This is a genomic window from Hymenobacter convexus (assembly GCF_030580955.1).
Lineage (GTDB): Bacteria > Bacteroidota > Bacteroidia > Cytophagales > Hymenobacteraceae > Hymenobacter.
In genome coordinates, this window is sequence record NZ_JAUQON010000009.1 from 40,794 (window position 1) to 63,643 (window position 22,850).

Genomic DNA, 22,850 nt, shown 5'->3' on the forward strand with positions numbered 1-22,850 from the left:
CGGCGGGTTTGTCGGCTTCGGTTCGGGGGGGCCACGGCGCTGCGTTGGTGGCTTCCACCAAAGCCTTGTCCATAAGAGCGCTAAGCATGACAATAAACTAATAATTCATTACATTAAATTGGCTGATTTGATGTAATCTTGTGTCACTCTGCCCCACCTTCAATCCACTGCCACGATGCCCTCTACCTCTACGCTTGAAACCTCCCTCCAACGGCTCAAATTCAACAACAGCAACGTCGCCAATCTGGTAATTACGGCGGAGGACACGCCCGCCGAGTCGTTGCTGGAAAGCCTGGAAGTCAAATCGTACGACTTCGTGCTGCTGGCCCTGGGCGCCTCGCCCGAGCTGCCCTCGGCGGCCGACGCGGCGCTGGAGTCGCTTTCGGGGCCGCTGCTGGCGGTGCTGGCGGGCCTGGGCCGCAGCGTGGTGATGGACACGGGCACCCGCAACTGGATAACGGCCCCCTTCTACCAGCGCCAGGCCACGAAGGCGCAGCCGGTATCGCTGCTGGGGGTGGCGCCGGCCGCCCTGGTGGCCTACCCGGGCCAGCCCGACCAGCCGGCGGCGGACGAAAAACCCCGCCAGCTCGACAGCTGGCACTCCGACTTTGTGCTGGTTGAATCGGAAGAGCGTTGGGGCAGCCAGCTGCCCGTGCTGCACGCCATGGTGCAAGCCCTGGCCAACCGCTCGGCGCACGTGCCGGTGCTGGCGCTGCTGGCCGGCGAGGGGCTGTGCGCGGCCGAGGAAGCCCTGGCCGCCGTGCGCCACGGCATTCCGCTGGCGGTGGTGCAGGGCAGCGGGGGCCTGGCCGATGACTTGGTGGCGGCCCTGACGCCCGGCAACACCGAGCCCACCAACGAGCTGATTGACGAAATCATCGCCGAAGGCCAGCTTACCGTTCTTTCCCTGAACAACTTCGCGGCCGACTTCGGCAAGCTAACCGCTCAAACGCAGCTGCCCGACGAAGTGCTGACCCAGGCCTGGGAGAACTTTGCCATTTACGACCTGAACGCCAAGTACCAGCAGCGCCACTCCAACCGCATCAACCTGAGCATTATGGCTTTGGGGGTGATAGTGACGGTGCTGGCCGTGGTGAAGCAGGTGGTGTATGGCAGCCCGGCGGTGCCCTTCAATATGGCCTTTACCAGCCTCACCCGCCACAATTTTGGGGTGTGGCTGCTGCACTGCGCGCTGCTGCTCATCCCCATTGTGCTCACCGTGCTGGTGGCCGCGGCCTACAAGTTCAAGATTAGCTCGAAGTGGTTTGTGCTGCGCGCCGGGGCCGAAGCGCTCAAAAGCGAGATATACAGCTACCGGGCCCGGGCCCTCGACTACCAGAAAAACGCGGCCCCGCAGCTGGCCGCGCGCATGGCCGAAATCATGAAACGGACCATGCAGAGCGAGGCCAACGGTTCGCACCTGCAGGAGTACGACAAGGCCAGCGGCTTCCCGCCGTATATGGACGAGGCGGCCGGCGGAGACAGCGGCTTTGGCTACCTCGCGCCCGAGCGCTACGTGGAAGTGCGCCTGGAAGACCAGCTGCGGTATTTCCGGAAGCGGACCAAGACGCTGGGCCGGCAGTTTCAGTGGCTGTATTGGCTGACGCTCCTTGTGGGGGGCGCGGGCACACTCTTAGCCGCCATCAGCCAGCAAGTCTGGATTGCGGTGACGGCCTCGCTGACGGCGGCGCTGGGCGCGCTGCTCACCTACCGCCAGACGGAAGCCAACCTGCTGAAATTCAACCAGGCCGCGGCCGACCTGGACAACATCAAGAGTTGGTGGAAAGCGCTGTCGGCGGCCGAAAAGACGCGGCAAGCCAACATCGACTTTCTGGTGGACCGGACCGAAAAAGTGCTGCAGTCCGAACTCGATGGCTGGGTGCAGCAGATGAAAAACGCGCTGGCCGACCTGGAAAAAACCCAGGCCCTGACCGCCGAAGATGCCCAGAAATGGCGGCCCGCCGTCCGGTTTACGCCCCGCGAAGAAGACGAGCGCGCCCGCCCTACCGCCGCGGCCGCCAGCCCAAGCCCCGCGCAGGTAACCGCCATGGTGCAGACCGACAACGTGGAAGTGGACGTGGCCATTCGCACCCCGGAGCCGGTGGCCGAAGAGCCAGCTGCAACGGCAGCCACGGGCGAGGCGGGCCCAACTTCCGACATTTCGCTCCTTGCCGGCGAAGCCCTGCAGGCCCTGGCGCCTGCCCCCACCCTGTTGGTGGCCGTGCAGGCCAATGGGCTGGCCGCCAGCCCGGCGCCGCGCCCGGCCAAAGCGTCGTGGCTCACGGCCAGCATCACCCCCGACCTGCTCCGGCAAGCGGTGGAAAGCCAGAACTTCCGTTGGTTCGACGACCAGCTGAACATTGTGGGCATTCGCACGAAGAATTACAAAAACAACACCTTCGGCGACCGGATTTTTTGCTCCTGGAAACAGCCCAACTTTCCGCCCGACTCAACCCTCATCCAGCAGCAGCAATTTCTGGCGGCCTGGGGCTATAAAGGCAAAAATGGCCGACCGATTGTAGCCGACGGCATTCCCGGCCCGAACACCGATTTCGCCCTGAGCCAGCTGGCCCACGACGTGGGCCGGGAGCGGCTGCTGCACTGGCCCATCACGACGCGCCCCGGCACCATTTCCCTGACCAAGCCCGTGGCCGGTGGCTGCGCCGTGCTGGCGCCCGGGCAGTACGTGAACGCCTACGAGCTGGGCTACCACCTGATGTCGAGGTACCAGAAAAACCACCCGGCCCTGGTGCAGCGCGGCTCCCTCACGATTTACCGCGACAACAACCGCAACGACGTGGCGGAGGAAACCGGCAAAAAGCAGAACGGCATCTTCGGCATCAACATTCACCACGCCGGCGAAAACTCGGCCCTGGTCAATAACTGGTCGGCGGGCTGCCAGGTGTTCCAGCGCGCCACCGACCACGCCGATTTCCTGCGCATCTGCGAGCACTACCGCGCCAAAAAGCGCTTCACCTATACGCTCCTGCGCGAAGCCGAGCTGAGCTGATTGGTGGCGCCAGCGGCCCATTGGCTTGCGTAACCACGCCTTCCGGACGGCCGCGTCCGCTACCTCAGCAGTGGCGGGCGCGGCCGAGTTGCATTATTTAAAAAAGCATTCCTTACTACGGGTTAACTTGCACGTCTATAATAATTTCTACCCTCCTCTACTCTATTTATGGCGGCTTTGCTCCCCGATTTTGAATACGACATTTTCATCAGCTACCGGCACAACGACGAGGAGTGGATGGCTGATTTTATTACCCGCCTCCAGCACGAGCTGCTAACCGTTTTTGGGAAGGAGCTCCACATCTACTACGACCGGGACACCCGCGACGGGCTGGGCGACACCCACCTGGTGCGGGAAAGCCTCGACCACCGGGTGCTGAAATCGATGATTCTGATGCCGGTGATTTCGGCAACTTACTGCGATACGGAAAAGTATTCGTGGCGGTACGAATTCCTGCCGTTCCTGGAGCGGGCCAAAACCGACCGCCTCGGGCTTAACCTGAAACTGGCCGGAGGCGGCGTGAGCAGCCGGATTCTCCCCCTGCGCATCCACAACCTGGAGGACAAGGACTCGCAGCTGCTGGAGCACACCTTGGGGGGGTTCCTGCGCTCCATCGATTTTGTGTACGAAGCGCAGGGCGTCAACCGGCCCTTGCGCGCCAAGGACGAAGACCTGAAGCCGGCTACCAGCAACGGGCTGATTTATTGCAACCAGTTGAACAAGGTGGCCAACACCATCAAAGACCTGGTGGAGGCCGCCACCAGCAAGCCCCTGCCGGCCCCGGCAATTCCGGCGCCGGTATTTTCGACATTGGCAGCGCCGCTGACTTCGGCCCCGGCGGCCACGGGCCCGGTGGTGTTTCTGGCCTGGACGACCTCGACCAAACTGAAATCGCGCCGCGAAGAGCTGGCCCTGATGTGCACCAAAGCGGGCCTGCGCGTGGTGCCGACCACCGACTGCCCCATGGACGAAGAGGAGTTCCGGCGCCGCACGCAGGAAGGTTTGGCGGCGGCCGACTGCTCGCTGCACTTGCTGGGCAACGACTTTGGCCGGCGCTTCGACGACGACGAAACGAACTCGCTGCCCAAGTACGCCTACGAGGAGGCCCGCCGCCAGGCCGCGGGCCGGCCCGCGTTTCGGCAACTGGTGTGGTTCAGTCCCGATGCGACCCTGGACGTCAACGGAGAACAGCAGGCCTTCGTCAACAAGATTCGCAACGAGCAGACGACGCAGTACATGTTCAGCAGCGCCGCCAATGCCCCGCAAGTGGTGGCCGACCTGCGCAGCACCCTGGTGCAAACCGCCCCGCCCGCGGCGGCGGTTGAGAAGGAAACCGACATCTGCTTCGTTTGCAACTCCCTGGACCTCGACGAGGCCAACGCCATTACCGACCAGTTGGGCGAGGCTTTCACGCTGGATATGCTCACCATCGAGCCCGACACCGCCGAGGTGTACAAGGACAAAGCGGTGCGCGCCATTCCCAAGAGCAAGCTGGCGGTGGTGTATTTTAAGTACAGCGCCGATTGGGCCCTGCCTTTCGTGAAACAGGTGTGGCAGTTGGTGGGCGGGGCCGCCTCGCCCACGCCCATCCTGTTTATGGGCGAAGACGACCCCGAGCAGAACAGCCTGCGCAACTTCAAGGCCCCGAAGGTGATATCGCGCATTCAGGCGCACCAAACCGTGAGCGAGGAAGTGCAGCGCGTGTTTCAGAAATTTAATTCGCCGGCCTAGATGGACACCGCCCCCGATTCCGCGTCGGCCCAGTTGGAGCTCGACGAACCCATTTGCCCCTACACCGGCCTGCGCACCTTCACCGAAAAGGAAGCCATTTATTTCCGGGGCCGCGTGAGCCACGTGGCCCGGTGCCTGGACCTGTTGGTGGAGCAGCACTTCGTGATGATAACCGGCGCCTCGGGCGACGGCAAGTCGTCGCTCGTGTTTGCCGGCATGCTGCCCGAGGTGCGGGCCGGGTTTGTGCGGGCGCGCTACAGCAATTGGGCGGTGGCCACCTTCCGGCCCGAGCGCAGCCCACTGGCCAACCTGGCGCAGGCCCTGGCCACGGCCCTACGCCTGCCCAGCCCCGGCTCGGTAGAAACGGAGCTGCAAAGGGGCTTTTCTTCGTTGGTGCAGCTCTACCAGGCATCGGCGCTGTGCCTGCCCGCCACGCTCCCCGAGGGCCTGACGCCCGCCGAGCAGCGCCAGATGCTGCGCCAAGCCGGCAACCTGCTGGTGGTGGTGGACCAGTTTGAGGAATTCTTCACCAACCCCGAAAACTACGACGGCGACCAGCCCACCACGGCCGCCCAAACCGTAGTGAACCTGCTGCTCGAAACCGTGCGGCTGGCCCAGGCCGAGGGCCTGCCCATCTACATCGTGTGCACCATGCGCTCCGATTTTGTGGGGCAGTGCGCCGAGTTTCGGGGGCTGATTGAGCAGGTGGGGGCCAGCCAGTACTTCGTGCCCCGGCTGCTGCGCCACGAGTTTCTGGAAGTCATCAAGGAACCGGCCTTGCTCAGCGGCAACCGCATCAGCGAGCGGCTGGTGCAGCGCCTGCTCTACGACATTGGCCAGGGCCAAGACCAGCTGCCGGTGCTGCAGCACGCGCTGCGCCGCATCTGGCTGGCCGCCAACGAGGGCCGCGAGGAAATGGACCTCCTTCACTACGCCATGGTGGGCGGGCTGAGCGACGAGCTGCCGCCCGAAGACCAGACGCGGTTTGCGGCCTGGCGCGCCACGCTGCCGGCCCACCAGCAGCAGTTTTTGCTGGCCAACGCTGGGCTGCGCAACGTGCTGGATGCCCACGCCAACCAGCTTTATTTCGAAGCCAACGACCTCTACAACCAGGATTTTCAGCCGCCCTTGCCGCCGGGCACCGCCGAGCGCGTCATCGAGCAAACCTTTCGGGTGCTGACGCGCACCGATGGCCAGCGCGTGGTGCGCAACCGCGTCACGGGCGCCCAGGTTACGGCCATTCTGGGCGAGGCGGCCCTGCCCTGGGCAGTGGTGTGCCGCATTTTACGCCCTTTCCGGGCCGAGGGAACCACTTTTCTGTCGCCCTTTCTCAGCGAAGATGCCGACGACCGCGCCGTGCTGCCCCCCGATACGGTGCTCGACATCAGCCACGAAAGCCTGATTCGAAACTGGAACCAGTTGGCCGAATGGGCGCACCTCGAAGCCAAGGACGTGAACATTGCCAGCGACTTCCAGCAGCAGGCCGGCCGCTGGAAGCAAGAAGCCGAAAACCGCGGCTATTTGCTACCTATTGGCCTCTACCGGTATTTTTCGGACTGGTACGCCAGCAAAAAAGGCGCCGACAGCTGGCTGACTTATTACCAGGAAGCCAACCCCGACGCCTTATTGGGCACGGGCCCCTCGGAAACCCCGGTGGGCTTGCTCACGCGCTACCTCGAAACCAGCCGCCGCCACCTGTGGTCGGAACTGCTGGCCGCGCGCTATGGCGTGTGGCGGCTGACGGCCGCCATTGTGCTGCCCGTGCTGCTGGTAATAGGCGCCGTGCTGTGGTGGCCGCAGCGCAAAATGCAGAGCGACTACGTGGCCGGCCAGATGGTGGAAAATGGCCGGACCGAGCTGGCCACGTATGTGCAGCAGACGAAAAAACGGGCTTGGGAAAGAGTGCAGGCCGACTCGTCGTTGAAGCGGGGCAATGCGTTGCTGAAAATGGCCCGGAATAAAAAGGATTTCATCAGCGCCACCCGCCTCATCAACAAGGCCACTAAAACCTTGGACTGGACGGTGGCGGTGCTCCCGGTGCAGGACATCGCCCGTTTTATTCTCAATGCCGACCGGCTGAAAGAGGTGGCGTACCGCCCGTTGCTCGGCCCCCGAACGGCCGCCGACTACGCTTTCCCGCAAATGCTGTCCATTCTAAAAGACGACACGCTGGCCCTGGATACGGAACTGAGCATGCTGGCTTTGGTGAACAACCTGAAGTATGACCGGGTAGCCAGGGCCAACCCGGCCATGCAGCCCATCCTCAGCGACCTGGTGCTGCGGCTAGACCAGGCCGGCCCCATTGCCCCCGCCGCTGGCCAGGCCGGGGTTGCCCCGGGCGAGCAGCAGCGCCGGCTGGCCGTGCGCACGGCGCGCACCGTGATAGCGCTGGCCTACTACCTGGCCTGCGACCAGCAGGTGCAAACCAGCGTTCGGCCCGACTCGGCCGGGCACCAGGCCGTGCGGCTGGAGTTGGAAGCCCGGCGCCAGGCGCTGCTGCAGAAGCTGCGCGGCTACGTGAAGGCCGAGATTGAATCGACGACCGGCCCCGCGCCAAGCCCCGTGGCGTTTGGGTTTTGCCTGCGCGTGCTGCTGGGCCAGGGCCGCGACGGCCGCGCCGACCTGGCGTTTTTGAACGGCCTGAGCCCCTTCGACCGCAACAGCCGCCGCCAGTTCAACCGGCTTTTTCCGTCAGGCCAGGGCCTGTATGCCCAGACTGAGGAGAACCACACAAAATTCACCGCCAGCAGCGGCGGCTACCTGACCGCGGCCATGGCCTTTGCGGCGCTGGGAAACCCAGCGAAGGTGCTCCGGTGCCTCGACACGCTGCGCGCCCAGCGCCTCACGCGGCCGGCTTACATCACCGAATACTCTGCCCGCGACACCACCAAAATCAACAGCAGCATGGCGCTGGTACCGTACCTCCTCAAATACGAGCTGTTGGATGCCCGGTCGGCGCGGGGCTTGCTGGCGGCGTGCGCCCAGGCCAGCCAGCTGCCCTTCAGCGAGTTGTACGCAGCCACAGTGTACGACCTGTTGAGTGTAAAACCGCTGCCCGCCGTGTTCGATGCCGGCCAGGATGTGGCGTCGCAGCTGTCGCCCGGGGCCCGGTCGCTGCTCTCGTGGGGCGGGCGGCCGGCCCGGGTTGGCGGCGTCAGCCTCGAACAGCTGAACCTGGACCGCGTGAGCTTTTCGCTGCCCGCGGCCACCCGCGACAAAGCCTGGGCGGCTTTGCAAGGCGCCAACGGAGAAATTGCCAGCTCCGAAACCCTCTTTACCGGGCCCAACAAGCAACCCCTCGCACCGGGCGGCCCGGGCGCCGCAGACCGCGCCCGGCTTAACCAGCTGGCCCTGGACGCTTTTTGGGCTAAAACGCACGGCATTTATCTGTTCGAAATCAAGAACTTGCCGCGCGATGCCGCGCAATCCTTCGACCAGTTCAGCCGCGACGTGCTGAACCTGAAACCGTACCTGAAAGCCACCCAGGCCTGCCTGCCGGAGGACGTGGGCACCACCCAGCGCGGCGACGACACCCAGAACCTGCTTACTTTTTTGCAATCCCCGATTCGGCCCGAGATTCCGGTTTTCGGCAGCCTATCCTCCACTGCCCATTACACTTGTTCGTTCGACGCCTTTTTCCTGTACCAGCTTCAGCGCCAGGCCCGACAAGCCCAACCCGAATGGCCGGTGGTGCAGCTCCTGGATAGCACGGCTTTTGCGGAAGCCTGGAAGCCCTATCCTAACATGACCCTGATACGGGCCCTGGCGAAAACCAGTATACCGGGCAATTCCTTCCGCGAGCAGCGCAACCTGCTGTTGCTTAAAATAGAAGAATCCATTCAGAGCCGTGACAAACTGGCGAGCAGTGCTTTCCGAAAAAGGATTGCTGCTGACCTGCTGAAGACAAACCGGCGGCTGGTGAAACTCAATGACGAGGCAATGCCCTCGGAATCGGCGGGGCTGGCCGGTAGCCCAGGCACACGGGCCGGCGGCGAAAACGCCAAGGTAAATGAGTTCTTCGGCCCTTACTACAGCGTAGCGATGGACAATGCCATGCACGAGCTGGCGCTGGAAATGGCGCGGGGCGGCTATACGCTGGACGCCTTTGCGCTGGCCGATTCCATCATTGCCACTACCGGCTACATGCTGCCCCAGATGAACTACGCGCACAAGATTCGCATTGCCGAGCAGGCCATGCTAACCAACAGCCAGCAGGTACAGCCGGCCTTGGACAACTTCTTGTCCGAATACCTGGTCAAGACCCAGGCGGGGGTGGTGGGTGCCGACGACGAAGAAACGAATGCCATTCACCCCTCTACCAGCATCCTGGCGGTGTGTTTCTGGCGGCCTTTCATCCCCAAAAACCAACTCGACACCATTCCGCTCATTGCCCGCCCGCTCGCCTACCGCCTGAAAAAAGGCCCGTTGGGCATCGCCCTCAAAGCTCCATTCAAAGGTTACGGCCTGGCCAACGACCTGTACAAAGCCAACGACGAAATCAACAAGTCGCCATTCGTGTTTGGGTTTACCAAGTTCTCGTTTGCCAATCAGGCGCTGCTGGGCTACGCCCACTTCATAAGCCCCGCCATCGACAGCGGCTGGCACGAATACGACGAAGAAGGCCTAACCCTACCCGCTGATTACCTGAGTTTTGCCGAGTAGGTACCAAGGTTCGGCTCGCTTGCGCCATCCGAAGCGTAGAACCCTGAACCTGGCGGTGGTGTGCCACCATATGACTAAGCCAACGCCGGCCGCTCCCCTACCCGCTCGCAAAAGGTACCCTTGGTGGTATTCCGCGCGACAAGCCCGCCAAACGGTTGTGCGCTACCCCGGCTGGGCCTGCGCAAGCAAGCCGCGCTGCACGGCAAATTTGATGAGCGCGGCCGTGTTCTTGGTGTGGGTTTTGGCAATGATGTTTTGCCGATGGGTTTCGACGGTGCGCTTGCTCATGAAGAGCTTATCGGCGATTTCGACGTTGGTCAGGCCATCGGCGATGCACTGTAGCACTTCCTGTTCGCGGGCCGTCAGGGCCTCGGCCGCGCTGGCCGTGGGCACCAGCATCGGGTAGGTGGTCACCCGGTGCAGCATCGCAAGGCCTATTTCGGTGGACAGGAAAGCCCGGCTGGCCGCCACCGCCCGCAGGGCCGCTATGATTTCGCTGGTGGCGGCACTTTTGAGAATGTAGCCCAGCGCGCCCGCCGCAAACACCTGCGCCACCGTGCACTCGTGGGCCAGCATGGAAAGCACCAAGATGCCCACTTCGGGAAACTCCGCATGCAGGCGCCGGACCGTGGCAAGCCCATCGAGGCCCGGCATATTGAGGTCGAGCAACACGACATCGGCCGGATTGGAGGGCAGCTGGTTGAGCAGCGCCTGGCCCTCGGCGGCTTCGCCCACCACCGTCAGGTCGGGCTCAGCGGCCAGCACGGCACGCAGGCCGCTTCGCACCAGGGCATGGTCGTCTACGATATATAAGCGAGTCATAGCAGCAATTTTAATTAAATATATTGAATGTTTAATCAAACCAATGAGTGTGCTTACTTTTTAGCTTCCGGAGTGACCGCCGCGGGCCCTGACTCGCTTGAGTAATAAACTGTGCGGGTGCCACGCTTTCGAGGCGAAGGTTTGTTCCTTTGTGCACATCTTCCCGCCCTCGTCGTACACGTTGCCTGTGAAACACATTTCGCTGTCGGCCTGCCTGCTGGCTTCCATCCTGATGCCTTCCTGCCAAACCCTCAAACCCGCCGCTGGGGCCACCGCTCCGGCTCCGGCTCCGGCTGCCCCGGCCGCGCCCATCTGGCAATCGGAAGCCTATACGCTCTACCCCGACCGGGTGGTGCAGGGCCCGTTTGAGGCGCGGGCGCTGTCGGCCACCGAGCTGGTGTCGAACTACCACAGCCCGGCCAATGCATTTTTGAGCCCGCAGGTAGCGTTCAAGTTCAGCATCAATGGCAAGGACAACGAGATGCCCACGGGCCAGGACCACCAGCTGGTGGCCGTGCCCCGACCGGGCGGCGGGGACATCGAAACGCCGCCTATCGTCTTCGGCCAGCGCTACGTGGATGCCACGCCCCTGCCGGCCGATGCCTACTTGGCGCCGAATACCCCGGTAAAAATCCGGCTGGATATGCGTCCCGTGCTAGCCGCCTTCAAAAAGCAGGGCTACTACACCAACTTCCGGGGCGAGAAACTTTACCAGCAGGACCTTAAGCATGTCTTCGTGGCCGGTTCGGCCGCGCCGCTGAGCTGGGATTTCGACAATCTGGTGAACAAGCCCGAGCTGGAAATGAAGGACCCGGACGGCGACGGCATCTACGAAACCATGCTGACGCTGAACCAGCCGGCCGCCGCCAAAACCACCGCCGGCCAGTGGAAGCAAAGCCTCAATACGGCCGATTTTCCGCAGTATTCATCGGACTACCCGCTGGCCGATGCGCTCTACAACCTGGCCCTGGAAGAGGCCCGCCGCGCCGTGGAGCCCGACAGCACCTTCCGCACCGGCAAGGAATGGGCGGGCGTCTGGACCCGGGATATCAGCTACAGCATCATTCTGGCGCAGGCCGCCCTGCAGCCGAAAGTGGCCATGAACAGCCTGCTGCGCAAGGTTTCGCCCCAAGGTCGCATCATTCAGGACACGGGCACGGGCGGGGCCTACCCGTGCTCCACGGACCGCATTATCTGGGCTACGGCGGCCTGGGAGATTTACAAGGTGACGGGCGACGAGGCCTGGCTGCGGCGGGTGTACCCGATTATCAAAAACTCCATTGCCGACGACGTGCAGAATGCCTACGACCCGGCCACCGGCCTGGTGCGGGGCGAGTCGTCGTTTCTGGACTGGCGCGAGCAAACCTACCCCCGCTGGATGCAGCCCGTAGACATCTACCAGAGCGAGAACCTGGGCACCAACGCTGTGCATTACCAAGCCAACGTGGTGCTGGCCCAAATGGCCCGGCAGCTGGGTGAGCAGGCTGTGGCCACGCAACACGAGCAACGGGCCGAAACCATCAAGCGCGGCATCAACCAGCACCTGTGGCAGGCCGACAAAGGCTACTACGGCCAGTTTCTCTACGGCCGCACTTCGCTGGTGCTCTCGCCCCGCGCCGAGGCCTTGGGCGAAGCGCTGAGTGTGCTTTTCGGCGTGGCCGATGCTGAGCGGGCGCGGGAAGTGGTGAGTAAAACCCCAACCACGCCTTTCGGTATTCCCTGTCTCTACCCGCAGATTCCGGGCATCCCTCCCTATCACAATAACGCCGTGTGGCCCTTTGTGCAGAGCTTCTGGGCGCTGGCTGGCGCCCAGGTCGGCAACGAACAGTCGGTGCTGGAGAGCATGGCGGCCATCTACCGCCCAGCGGCGCTGTTTCTAACCAACAAGGAAAATTTCGTGGCCGAAAACGGCGACTTTGCCGGCACCCAAATTAACTCCTCAAACATGCTCTGGAGCCTGTCGGGCAGCCTGAGTTTGGTGTACAAGGTGCTATTCGGCATGCAATGGGAGCCCGAGCGGCTGGTGTTCCGGCCCTTCGTGCCGCAGGCGTTTCGGGGCCAGCGCCGGCTCACGGGCTTCCACTATCGCAAAGCGGTGCTGGATGTTGAGATGGAAGGCTTCGGCAACGAAATCAGCAGCATCACCCTCGATGGGCAGCCGCTGGCCGACGCGGCGGTGCCGGCCAGCCTCACGGGGCGGCATGCAGTGCACATTGTGCTGAAAAGCCAGGCGCCGGCCGCCGCGCCAGTTACTCGGGTGGCGAATGCCTTCGCGCCTGAAACGCCTGCCCCAAAGCTGGAGGGCAAGAACAATGATGGGCATTTGAAGCTGCGTTTGTACTGGCCGGCGATAGCAGGAGCACAGGCATACCAAGTATTGGATAATGGAAAATTGCTGCGGCGCACGACGGCAACTTACTTGCCTGCTGTAGGACTGGGAACCGACTTGCAGGTAATTGCCATCGCGGCCGATAGCAGCGAGTCGTTTGCCAGCGAACCGCTGCCGGTTGGCATGTCGGGTGACGAAGTACAGCTCGAAACCCTGGCCCCCAAAGCTACTCAGGCTTTCAAAGGCTACTCCGGCCAAGGCTTCATTGAAATCAGCACCAGCATCAACAAGACCCTCACCATCCCCGTGACAGTGCCCGAAACCGGTCTTTATGCCCTCGATTTCCGCTACGCCAACGGCAACGGCCCCATCAACACCGAGAACAAGTGCGCCATTCGCACCCTGCGGCGCGGCGCCGAGCAGCTGGGCACGGTGGTGCTGCCGCAGCGCGGCACCGGCGAGTGGAGCAACTGGGGCTTCTCAAACCCCATTCTGGTGCGGCTGGCCAAAGGCACGTACAAGCTCACGCTGGCCCTGGAGCCGGCCAATGAGAACATGAACGGGGCGGTGAACCAAGCCATGCTGGATTATCTGCGGGTGCGGCGTGTGGAGTAAGAACCGCGTGCTTCGCCTGTCATCCTGAGCGCAGCGAAGGACCTTATCACTGAAGCACAATTTGCCGCAATTCAATCGGTTCGGACGTGATAAGGTCCTTCGCTGCGCTCAGGATGACAGGCGAAGCGCGCGAGATGTCTCGGTCCTCTGCTTGATGCGCAGAATGCTCGACATGGCGTGCTGGTTGCTCCCTTACCCCACCAACTGCTCCACCAGTCGCTCCAGCGTCTCAGCGGCTTCGGTGCAGCGGCCGGGGTGCACGGGCGAGCACTGCACCACGGTGCTGCGCGTGGCCGTGAGCCAACGGAACCGCTCGGCAATGGGCAGCTGGCCGATGGTGCCACCGGTGGCGCGGCCCTGGCAGATGCGCTCAAAAGCGTGCAGGCGGGCGGCCACTTCTTCTAGGTCTAAATCGGGCGCGAAGGTGCGGAGGCGCGCTTCAGGCAATTCACAACGCACTTCCAGATAGCGTTGGTCTTTGCAATAGAGAATGACCCCGACGTTCAGGAATTCTTCGCGCTCTACGCGGGGCACCACGCGCAGCACGGCGTACTCAAACAAGTGCATGGCGGGCGGCTTGGGCTTCCTGAACAAAGGTTTCGGAAGCTGCGAGGCGGGCTTCGAGGAAGCTCACGTAGTCCTGGCGCTGCTGGGCAGGCGGGGCATCGCCGTTGGTCAGCCACTCGTCGGGCACCTGGGCCACGATGGCGCGCAGGACTTCCGGCGTGAGGCGGGCGCGGCTTTCGGCGTCCACGGTGGCCAGCTCGCTGGCCTGGGGCAGCAGCACGTGGTCCTTCACCTGGGGGAAGGGGCGCGGGCGCGGCTTGGCCCACTCAGGGCCGGCGTGGTGGGCGTAGAGGGCGGCGCCGTGGTCGATGAGCCACAGTTCCTTGTGCCACATCAGCATGTTGGTGTTGCGGGCGGTGCGGTCCACGTTCAGCGTGAGGCAGTCGAGCCACACGATTTGGGAGGCCAGGTGCGGCTCGATGGTGGTCACCAGCGCATCGTAGGTGATGGCGCCGGAGAGGTAGTGCAGGGCCAGGTTGCGGCCGGTGCTGGCTTGCAGCAGGTCCTGGATTTCCTCGTCGGGCTCGGTGCGGCCGAAGCTCTCGTCCAGCTCACAAAATACCAGCTCCGGCACGCGCAGGCCCAGCACGCGGGCCAGCTCGCCCACAATCAGCTCGGCAATGAGGGCCTTCACGCCCTGCCCCGCGCCGCGGAATTTCACCACGTAGAGGAAGTTGTCGTCGGCCTCCATTAGGGCGGGCAGGGAGCCGCCTTCGCGGAGCGGGGTCACGTAGCGCGTGAGCACGACGGTGCGGAGGTCAGGGGCAGCGGGAGGCGGCATTGGAGAGAGGGTTTGCCGCGCAAAGGAAGGTTATAAAATGGTCATATGGCGTTCTGGCAGGGCGCCTCACCCCCGGCCCCGGTTCGCTTGAAGCGCGAAGCCTCAGGAAGAAGAGAGTTGGACGACGCTTGCAGCCGAACCGGTGCCCCCTCCCCCTGAGGCTTCGCGCTTCAAGCGAACCGGGGCCAGGGGGTGAGGCGCCCCGCCAGAACGTTACCGCCCCATACTCTTCCGTAGCGCCAGATAATCCAGGTAATACAGCACCTTCACCGACACCGAGTTATTGTGCGGCGTATTGATGGTGTTGTTGAAGTTATCGAAGAACTGCGGGGTGGCCTGCTCGGCCAGCAGATAAGTCGAGCCGGCGTTTTTCCAGACGATGCTCAGCTGCGAGCCGGGCGCGAACCACCACGAGTACACGGCGTCGATGTTGAAGGCGTTGTAGGTGTTGTCGCGGTTGCGCTGGTAAGCAGCAGGCGTTTCGACACCGTCCTTGCCCAGGGTGGCGAAATCGAGGTAGCGCACGTTGCTGGTGTAGTGGCGCAGGCGCAGCGTGAACGACATGCGGTTGGTGAAGGTGTAAGCCACCGAGGCCACGTTGGCGATGGTGGCCACGTCGCGGCGGCCCAGCAGCGTCTGGCCCATGAAGGTCTGGTCGAGGATTTCGCTGGCCGAGAGGCCGCCGTTCACGTAGCCGATTTGGCTGTTGCGCAGGCTCCAGTCCACGCTGTAGCGGAAGGTTAGGTGGTCGTTGACGCGGTAGCGCGGGTAGAAACCCAGGCTGTAGCCGGTGCGGCGGGGCCGGTATGCCAGGCGCTCGTCCTGGGCGTAGCGCTGGAAGCCGGCGTTCCAGCTCAGGGCGAATTTCTTGCGCGAGTCGGAGTTGAAGAAGAAAGCGAAGCGGGTGTTGGCCGGCACGCGCACGTAGTACTGGCCCAGCGGCGCGGTGCGCGGCTCGAAAAAGTCGTGCGTCACGGGGTCCACGTTCAGGTCGAAGCCCAGCTGCCAGAAGCTCTTGGTGAAGGTGGTGTTGGCGCCGAGGTAGAAGTTCAGGGCCTGATATAAAGTCGGCTTGTAGAGCAGCGCATGGCTCACGTTGCCAAACACGTACAGGTTGTTCACCTTCCAGAACTGCTTGTAGCGGCGGTAGGCCAGGTCCAGCGAGTTGGTGATGTTGTTGTTGCCGAACAGGATGCCGAGGTCGTTGGGGTTATAAGTATCCGACTCGATGCCGTGGTTGTAGCTCCAGGTGAAATTGCCCGAGATTTTGCTCAGCCCCACCTGATACTTGTAGCCGTCGCGGTCCGACACTTCCTGCGTGCTGCCGAACTCCGTGCCGCGGCGGCGCGAGTACACCACGCGGCCGTCCACGGCATAGGTGTTTTTGGGGTTGGCGAAGCGGAAAAGGCCGCCGGTCACGTTGGCGTCGTAGGTGCTGCCGGCGCGCGTCACGTTGGTGTTGATGAGCGAGACATAGGAATTGTGCTTGAGGCTCTGGTCGAGCACGGCAATGTTGTAGTTGGCAAACGGCTGGGTGAGCACCTCGCGCTCTTGGCCGGTTTCGGTGTTGCGGATGGTGGCGTACATGTCGTTGCTCAGGGCATTGAACACGCCGACGCCCAGCCCCTTGCTGGTGCGCCCCGATACTTTGGTGGCATTCAGCAGCCGCGTTTCCGAAGGGTTGCGCACGATGCGCTCATTGGCGCCTGCTGTCACGCCGTAAAAGCCGATGGGCGTGGCCCCTACCCTTCTCGAATAGAACAGGTTGCCCTTGTTGAACAGCTCAGTGCCTTCGGTGAAAAACTGCCGGTTCTCATTGAATTGCACCTCGAAAGGCGACAGATTCAGCACCTGGTTGTCGCTCTGCACCTGCCCGAAATCGGGCACCAGCGTGGCATCCAGGGTGAAGCTTTCGTTGATGCCCCACTTGATGTCGGCCCCGCCGTTGAAGCTGGTGGTGGTGCGCTTGGTGCCGGCGGCGCTGAGCGGGTTGTCGTTCACGTAGCCGCTCACGTAGGGCGTGAGCGAGAGGCGCAGCGGCGGTTTCACGCCCTGCACGCCCGTCAGCTCGCCCCACTGGTTCACGAAGCCATCCACCTGCGGCTTCACCTCGTTCCAGAAATAGGCGGCGTTGTCGCGCTTGCGCTGGCGCATGAAGTTCAGGCCCCAGTGCTGCACGTCGGCCGTGCTGAAACGGATAGCGGAGTACGGAATCCGCATTTCCACCACCCAATCGGTGCCTTGCAGGGCGGCGCGACTTTCCCACACGGCGTTCCAGTTGAAGTCTTCGCCGCCAGCCGGCGAATAGCGCGAATCAAGCTGCACGCCGCTGCTGGTCACGATGAAGCCGTAGCCGTTGAGGTGGTCGTTATAGGTATCGAGGAAAATACCGAAGAAGTCGGAATTGCCGGTGTTGTCGCGCGCCGTCAGCTCGCGCGGGATGGAATCGAGGGCCACGTCGTGCATCACGGCGCCCACGTACAGCGCCGCGTCGTCGTAGAGCACGCGCACTTCGGTGGAGAATTTTTCGGGCACGCCGGGCTTGGGGCGCTGCTGCGTGAACTGGCCGGTCACGGCCGCCTCGCGCCACGCGGCTTCATCGAGCACACCATCGAGCTTCACGGGCTGGGCGATGCGCAGGGCCGCCAGCTGGCGCCTGGGCGCAGCCGTGGCAGCGGGCTTAGCAACAGTGGGCGCCGTCTGAGCCCAGGCCGTCAGGCAGCCCAGCCTCAGGAGCAATATCAATCCAAAAAGGCGCAGAGAAAAGGTGAGGTGCATGGGGTTGTCGGGGTTAAGAATGAGCAGCGGGAATCCGACGGAAGCGGGGCCGGGCGGGCCCGAAAAAGCGAGAGGATGGGGCGGGTTATTCGGCGTCGTTTCACTCACCAAAACTTCTCCCAGACCACTACCGCAGGCACGCCAGCTTGCAGACCAGCTTTACCCGCAGCGCCCCAATCCTTTCACTCAAAAACGATTTTACTTGCCTGATTTTTAGGCAACAGCATTCCATCAAGGAGCCGAACCGGCGTCCTTTTGCGGGGAAACTGCCCGAGTTTGGAATGGTTACTTCCGCTTGCGGAAATACACGTCGTTGCTGATGGATTCGAGCTTGACGAGCGGGCCGCTGCCCCGCAGCGTGCCGCGCAGCTGGTAGCCCACGATGGGGTTTTTCTTCGGCTCCGAAGTGAAGGCGATTTCCTGGTCGGTGTACACCTCGCCGGTGATGGTTTTCAGGGCCAGCTCGGCGCCCTGGCTGGCGGGCCAGGCCACGTCCACGAAGCCGCTCAGCGACTTGGCCTCCAGGGGGCCGGTGAGGCCGGCCACGTCGATGTTGCCGCTATAGGTGTAGATGCGCAGGTTCGCGTCGGCCGGCACCGTGATTTCGTAGTTGATGTCGGCACAAATCCGGTAACTGGTGTCGTCGTCGTTTCGGCCGTTGCTCATGTACACATTGCCCTGGCGCGTGCCGCTGCTGGGGCAGTCGCCGGGCTGGGCATTGCGCAGCATTTCCTTATTAAAATCCGCCGTTAGCTTCACCTCGTCGCCGCTCTGCTCGGTGCTGAGTTGCAGAGCGTCGTTGAGATGGTTTTGGTTGATGCTGACGGTGGCTTTGAGCGTCATTTTGCTGCCGGCGCCGGCCCGAATGCGGATGGTGCTGGCCTGTTTCAGATTAAGAAACAGGCGCTGACCTTTGGTCAGGTCCATGCTTTTTTCGAGGACTTTCTGGGCGGCGGCGGGTTGGAGGGCGGCCGTGGCAAGCACCAACAGGAGGAAGAATAGGAAGCGGCGCATGGGAGGGAGTTTTTGCAGAAGTGGAAGGTGTAAAAGAGTGGTTTTGTGCTCCGAGAATCGTTCTGGTGGGGCGCCTCACCCCCGGCCCCGATTCGCTTGAAGCGCGAAGCCTCAGGGAGAGGGGGTGTCAGACGACATTTGCAGCCGGACCGGTGTCCCCTCTCCCTGAGGCTTCGCGCTTCAAGCGAACCGGGGTCAGGGGGTGAGGCGCCCGACCGAACGACTACTTGGCTTTGCGCACATAGATGTCGCCGCTCACCGTCTTGAGTGATACCGCGTTGCCGCCGCCGTTGATGGTGCCGTCCACCACCTGGCCGCCGATGTGGCGCATACTGTCGTCGGCATTTTTGGGCATAGCCAGGTCGAAGTCGGTGTAAACCTCGCCCGACACCGAACGCAATTTCAGCGTGGCCTTGGCGCTCGGGGGCATGCTCACGTCCACGTCGCCGCTCACGGTAGTGATGGAGCTGGGGCCTTGGCGCATGGGTGCAAACTTCACCTGGATGTCGCCACTCACGGTGGTAGCTACTACCGGGCCGGCCACGTTCAGCAGCTTGATATCGCCCGATTTCATGGTCACTTCGAGGTCACCGCTCACGTCGCGCACCACCAGGTCGCCGTTGTTCCAGTTCGTTTGGTTGAACTGCACGCTGGAGCCCCGGGGCACCTGCACCACGTAATTGGCATCCTTGCGCGAGGCCCGCACGATGCGAACCGTGTTGTCGGTTTGCGTTACCGATAGGCCGATGTTGGTGTTGTCGACGGCCGTGTTGTAGATGGGGTGCAGGCCCTCGGCGCGCTTGGGGGCGGGCTCGAAGCCGTTGCCTTTTATCACCAGCTCGGTGCCGTCGATGCCTTCCACGGTCACGTCGCTGCCTTGCATTTCGAGCACGATTTTGCGGTCTTTGCCGCCGAGCTTGGTCTTGTATTCCTGCGCATTGGCAGACTGAATAGCGAGGGCGCCCGCCAAAGCGAGCAGAATGAACTTGTTCATATGAGGGTAAAATTTAAGCAAGTGAAGTCCTAGGGCGGCGCCGGGCTGGCCGGCGCCGCATGCAGAAAAAAGGAGAGAAAAAGGGGTGGTTGAAAAGTTTTATAACCGGCGATTTATATCAGCTTGCCAATGCCGGCCTCGGCCTGGGCGCGCACCACGGGCAGCGCATCGGCGCGCTTGGACAGCTTTTCGAGCTGGGGCACGGCGCGGCGCACGCGCAGCGAAACCACCATGTCAATCAGCGTAATCTGCACGTTGGGGTCGGTTTGGATGGCCAGGGAGTGCACCAGGCCTTCGCGCACCCGCGGGTCTTCGCGCAGCCGGTAGAGGGCCTCGCAGGCGGCCAGCCGCACGTTGGGGTTGGCGTCGAAGTTGAGTGTGTTGAGCAGCACCTGCACGGTGGGGTCGCCGGGCTCCGATTCGCGGCTAGAGTTGTTCACCAGCTGAATCCGGTCGCTGGCTGTGGCACCGTGCAGGTCCTGCGCAAGCTGCGGCGTAGCGGCTTTGGGGCCGGCAGTGGCTACTTCGGTGCCACCCTGCGGGCCCCAGTGCAGGTTGCGACCCAGCAGCACGCCAGCGGCTATCAGCACAATGCTGGCGGCGATGCGCATCCAGTTGTTCAGCACCGCTGTGGGCCACATCGACACTATTTTAGCCTCGGGCTGAGCGGCAGCAACAACTGGTGCGGCAGCCGCCGCTTCCGGTTTCAACTGTTGCTTTTGCTGCTCCAGCATGGCCATAAAATTGGCGCGCAGGGCGGTGCGGGGCACTTCGGGCAGGGCCGCGTCGAGGTCATCGGTGAGGGCACGGAGCTGGGTGACCTGCAGCTGGCAGCCGGGGCAATTGGGCAGGTGGGCGGCCACGCGCTCGGCCTCGGCGGCGGGCAGGCTGTGCTCGACGTAGGCCGGCAGCAGCGCTTCGAGCTCGTGGCAGGCAGATAGTTCGGGCGTTTTCATGGACTTAATTGGCGAAATAGATTTTGCGCAGCGCTTGCAGGGCGCGGTGCGCTTTCACGCGGGCGGCCTCGGCGGTGCAGCCCAGCAGCTTGCCGATTTCCTCGTAGCCGAAGCCCTGGAAGCGGTTCAGCACCAGGATTTCGCGCTGGGGCACGGGCAGCAGATTCAGGGCTTCGTGCAGGTCGTCGTGGCTGTTGCTGATGCGCATTTGGGAGAAGGCCGCGCCGCGCAGGGCGCCGGTGCGTTCCACGTCCTCCACGTCGGTGTCGGCGGCGCGCAGCTTCTGCTGGCGCTGCCAATGGTCGGCGTGCACGTTGCGGGCCATCTGGTACACCCAGGCCTTGAAAGGCTGGGTGGGCTGGTAGCTGCTGCGGTACTTGAGGATGCGCTCGAACACGGTTTGGGTGAGGTCTTCGCTGAGGTCGCGGTCGTTGGTGAGGCGGGTGAGGTAGTTGAACAAGGGGCCGTGGTAGCGCTCGAACAGGGGCACGAGCTGGTCGAGGTCGTCGGCCCGAACGGCTGCCATCAGTTCTTCATCGCTCGTACTCGTGAGGGTCACGGGTGGGGGTGTTTGGGGTGAGGTGAAAGGAGTACCGGGAGTTGGGGGATTCGTTACAAGGTGCTGAGAAAAAATTAGCGAATGGTGGGCTGCAATTCACATTAACACCAATAAACTATTCATAATCAACAGATATCAACAACCAAAAAGAACGGTCATGCTGAGCGCAGCCGAAGCACCTCTACCGCGCAATGCAATTAATTACTCTCGTGGTAGAGATGCTTCGGCTGCGCTCAGCATGACCGTGCTGGAATGGGCTCGCTGGCAACCTTCCCGCCCCGACAGCCTTAATTCCCGTATCGGATGAGGCGAACGCTCAAAACCGAAGTTCTTTTCCCCGCCCTCATCAAAACTTTAGCGGCGGCCTGCTTCTTTTCTGCCTTGCTTGCACCTTCAACCCCAGCCCTCTTTCACCACCCCAATACCTGACATGAGCACAACTTCCCCCGCGTATTCCTTCGGCATGATTGGCCTCGGCACCATGGGCCGCAACCTGCTGCTGAACCTGGCCGACCACAATTTCGGCGTAGCCGGCTACGACAAAGACGCCACCAAAGTAGAGCTGTTGGCCAAAGAAGGCGCCGGCAAGCCCGTAGTGGGCTTTTCTGAGCTGGCGCCCTTCCTCAACAGCCTGCAAACGCCGCGCTCGGTGATGCTGCTGGTGCCGGCCGGCAAAATTGTAGACAGCGTGATTGCTGAGCTGCAGCCGCTGCTCGCGCCCGGCGACATCATCATCGACGGCGGCAACTCCCACTTCACCGACACCGAGCGGCGCGCCGTGGCCTTGGAAGCAGCTGGCCTGCACTTTTTCGGCATGGGGGTGTCGGGCGGCGAGGAAGGCGCCCGCTTCGGCCCGAGCATGATGCCGGGTGGCGACAAAGAAGCCTATCGCGTGGTGCAGCCCATGTTTGAGGCCATTGCGGCCCGCGTGGGCGACGAGCCCTGCGTGACCTACATCGGCCCCGGCGCGGCCGGCCACTTCGTCAAAATGGTGCACAACGGCATCGAATACGGCCTCATGCAGCTCATCGCCGAAACCTACGCCGTGCTGAAAACCGGCCTGGGCATGGACAACGCCGCCATCGGCCAGGTGTTCACGCAGTGGAACGCGGGCCGGCTGCAGTCCTTCCTACTCGACATTACGAAGGACATTTTCGGCTTCATCGCCCCCGATACCGACCATTTACTCCTCGACGACATCAAGGACGAGGCCCGCTCCAAGGGCACCGGCAAGTGGACTTCGCAGGTAGCCATGGACCTGGAGCTGCCCATCCCGACCATCGACACGGCCGTGGCCATGCGCGATTTATCAAAATACAAGGCCCTGCGCGAGCAGCTGGCCGGCATGTATGGCCCGACCGCCGGGGCTTTTTCGGTCGATAAAGAGGACTTTCTGGCGCAGCTGGAGCAGGCGTTCTACTTCAGCATGGCCATCACTTACGCTCAGGGTATGCAGCTGCTGACCAAGGCCTCGAAGGATTATTCCTACAACCTGGAGCTGGACAAGATTGCCAAAATCTGGCGCGGCGGCTGCATCATCCGCTCGGGTTTCCTCACCGAGATTTTCAACGCCTACCAGAAAGCGCCCGACCTGGCCCACCTGCTGCTCGATGCGCAGGTGCGCGACGTGGTGAGCGCCGCCGCGCCGGGCAGCCGGGCCGTGGTGGCCGCGGCCGTGACGGCCGGCCTGACGCTGCCGGGCTACTCGTCGGCCCTGAGCTACTTCGACACCTACCGCACTGCACGCATGCCCTCGAACCTCATTCAGGCCCAGCGCGACTACTTCGGGGCGCATACCTACGAGCTGATTGGCAAGGAAGGCGTTTTCCACACCCAATGGACGCCGGAGCACGAAGACGCGGCCAACAAAAAAGACGTGGAAGTGGGCCAGGAAGTGAAGTCCGAAAAGCCCGTAACGCCGAACAATTAGGCTTTTGCCAGCGCTCAAATCGGTCGTCATGCAGAGCGCAGCGAAGCATCTTTACCACGCAGCGCAATCTATTTACTCTCGTGGTAAAGATGCTTCGCTGCA

At 62.8% G+C, this 22,850-nt stretch carries 13 protein-coding genes; 5 read left to right on the forward strand and 8 right to left on the reverse strand.

Features of this window, described 5'->3' with window-relative positions; translation table 11 throughout:
- Positions 1-175 precede the first annotated feature (175 nt).
- The 3 genes from Q4S41_RS18195 (at position 176) to Q4S41_RS18205 (ending at position 9,403) form a co-directional block, all read left to right on the forward strand.
- Positions 176-3,010 carry a DUF4231 domain-containing protein gene (locus Q4S41_RS18195; protein ID WP_305032563.1) on the forward strand — a complete coding sequence of 945 codons (2,835 nt, stop codon included), beginning with the start codon at positions 176-178 and terminating at the stop codon, positions 3,008-3,010.
- Positions 3,011-3,178: 168 nt separating this feature from the next.
- The gene (locus Q4S41_RS18200; protein WP_305032564.1) at positions 3,179-4,741 is read left to right on the forward strand and encodes a hypothetical protein; all 1,563 of its coding nucleotides are present in this window, start codon (positions 3,179-3,181) and stop codon (positions 4,739-4,741) included.
- The gene (locus Q4S41_RS18205; protein WP_305032565.1) at positions 4,742-9,403 is read left to right on the forward strand and encodes an nSTAND1 domain-containing NTPase; all 4,662 of its coding nucleotides are present in this window, start codon (positions 4,742-4,744) and stop codon (positions 9,401-9,403) included. It abuts the gene before it with no gap.
- Between the two features lie 162 nt (positions 9,404-9,565).
- On the opposite strand, the gene Q4S41_RS18210 is transcribed toward Q4S41_RS18205, so the two are convergent.
- Complete coding sequence (locus Q4S41_RS18210) at positions 9,566-10,225, reverse strand: response regulator (RefSeq protein ID WP_305032566.1); 660 nt, start codon at positions 10,223-10,225, stop codon at positions 9,566-9,568.
- Positions 10,226-10,412: 187 nt separating this feature from the next.
- On the opposite strand from Q4S41_RS18210, the gene Q4S41_RS18215 reads away from it, so the two are divergent.
- Positions 10,413-13,169, forward strand: coding sequence for an alpha-L-rhamnosidase-related protein (locus Q4S41_RS18215; protein WP_305032567.1), 2,757 nt, complete (start codon positions 10,413-10,415; stop codon positions 13,167-13,169).
- Positions 13,170-13,361: 192 nt separating this feature from the next.
- Here Q4S41_RS18215 and Q4S41_RS18220 read toward each other — a convergent pair whose 3' ends face one another.
- From Q4S41_RS18220 to Q4S41_RS18250, 7 genes are all read right to left on the reverse strand, one after another.
- Positions 13,362-13,736: a DUF3037 domain-containing protein gene (locus Q4S41_RS18220; RefSeq protein WP_305032568.1), complete on the reverse strand. Its 375-nt coding sequence runs from the start codon at positions 13,734-13,736 to the stop codon at positions 13,362-13,364.
- Positions 13,723-14,517, reverse strand: coding sequence for a HipA family kinase (locus tag Q4S41_RS18225; protein WP_305032569.1), 795 nt, complete (start codon positions 14,515-14,517; stop codon positions 13,723-13,725). Before Q4S41_RS18225 ends, Q4S41_RS18220 begins: the two co-directional genes overlap by 14 nt.
- A gap of 213 nt (positions 14,518-14,730) precedes the next feature.
- Positions 14,731-17,295 carry a DUF5916 domain-containing protein gene (locus Q4S41_RS18230; RefSeq protein ID WP_305032570.1) on the reverse strand — a complete coding sequence of 855 codons (2,565 nt, stop codon included), beginning with the start codon at positions 17,293-17,295 and terminating at the stop codon, positions 14,731-14,733.
- A 285-nt stretch (positions 17,296-17,580) separates the two neighbouring features.
- Entirely contained in the window at positions 17,581-18,309 is a 729-nt protein-coding gene (locus tag Q4S41_RS18235; RefSeq protein ID WP_305032571.1) for a hypothetical protein, read from the reverse strand.
- A 223-nt stretch (positions 18,310-18,532) separates the two neighbouring features.
- On the reverse strand, positions 18,533-19,303 hold the full coding sequence (locus tag Q4S41_RS18240; RefSeq protein ID WP_305032572.1) for a DUF4097 family beta strand repeat-containing protein: 771 nt from the start codon (positions 19,301-19,303) through the stop codon (positions 18,533-18,535).
- 113 nt (positions 19,304-19,416) lie between these two features.
- Positions 19,417-20,259: a zf-HC2 domain-containing protein gene (locus tag Q4S41_RS18245; protein WP_305032573.1), complete on the reverse strand. Its 843-nt coding sequence runs from the start codon at positions 20,257-20,259 to the stop codon at positions 19,417-19,419.
- Between the two features lie 4 nt (positions 20,260-20,263).
- Positions 20,264-20,818, reverse strand: a complete 555-nt coding sequence (locus Q4S41_RS18250; protein WP_305032574.1) for an RNA polymerase sigma factor — start codon at positions 20,816-20,818, stop codon at positions 20,264-20,266.
- Positions 20,819-21,248: 430 nt separating this feature from the next.
- Between Q4S41_RS18250 and gndA the strand changes: the two genes are divergently transcribed.
- Positions 21,249-22,748 (forward strand): NADP-dependent phosphogluconate dehydrogenase, encoded by a 1,500-nt coding sequence (gndA, locus tag Q4S41_RS18255; protein WP_305032575.1) that lies wholly within the window; start codon positions 21,249-21,251, stop codon positions 22,746-22,748.
- Positions 22,749-22,850 lie beyond the last annotated feature (102 nt).

What these genes read in the sequence shown, in the direction of transcription:
- Q4S41_RS18195 (WP_305032563.1), top strand. Translation starts at nt 176, where the DNA reads ATGCCCTCTACCTCTACGCTTGAAACCTCCCTCCAACGGCTCAAATTC.
- Q4S41_RS18200 (WP_305032564.1), top strand. Translation starts at nt 3,179, where the DNA reads ATGGCGGCTTTGCTCCCCGATTTTGAATACGACATTTTCATCAGCTAC.
- Q4S41_RS18205 (WP_305032565.1), top strand. Translation starts at nt 4,742, where the DNA reads ATGGACACCGCCCCCGATTCCGCGTCGGCCCAGTTGGAGCTCGACGAA.
- Q4S41_RS18210 (WP_305032566.1), bottom strand. Translation starts at nt 10,225, where the DNA reads ATGACTCGCTTATATATCGTAGACGACCATGCCCTGGTGCGAAGCGGC.
- Q4S41_RS18220 (WP_305032568.1), bottom strand. Translation starts at nt 13,736, where the DNA reads ATGCACTTGTTTGAGTACGCCGTGCTGCGCGTGGTGCCCCGCGTAGAG.
- Q4S41_RS18225 (WP_305032569.1), bottom strand. Translation starts at nt 14,517, where the DNA reads ATGCCGCCTCCCGCTGCCCCTGACCTCCGCACCGTCGTGCTCACGCGC.
- Q4S41_RS18230 (WP_305032570.1), bottom strand. Translation starts at nt 17,295, where the DNA reads ATGCACCTCACCTTTTCTCTGCGCCTTTTTGGATTGATATTGCTCCTG.
- Q4S41_RS18235 (WP_305032571.1), bottom strand. Translation starts at nt 18,309, where the DNA reads ATGCGCCGCTTCCTATTCTTCCTCCTGTTGGTGCTTGCCACGGCCGCC.
- Q4S41_RS18240 (WP_305032572.1), bottom strand. Translation starts at nt 19,303, where the DNA reads ATGAACAAGTTCATTCTGCTCGCTTTGGCGGGCGCCCTCGCTATTCAG.
- Q4S41_RS18245 (WP_305032573.1), bottom strand. Translation starts at nt 20,259, where the DNA reads ATGAAAACGCCCGAACTATCTGCCTGCCACGAGCTCGAAGCGCTGCTG.
- gndA (WP_305032575.1), top strand. Translation starts at nt 21,249, where the DNA reads ATGAGCACAACTTCCCCCGCGTATTCCTTCGGCATGATTGGCCTCGGC.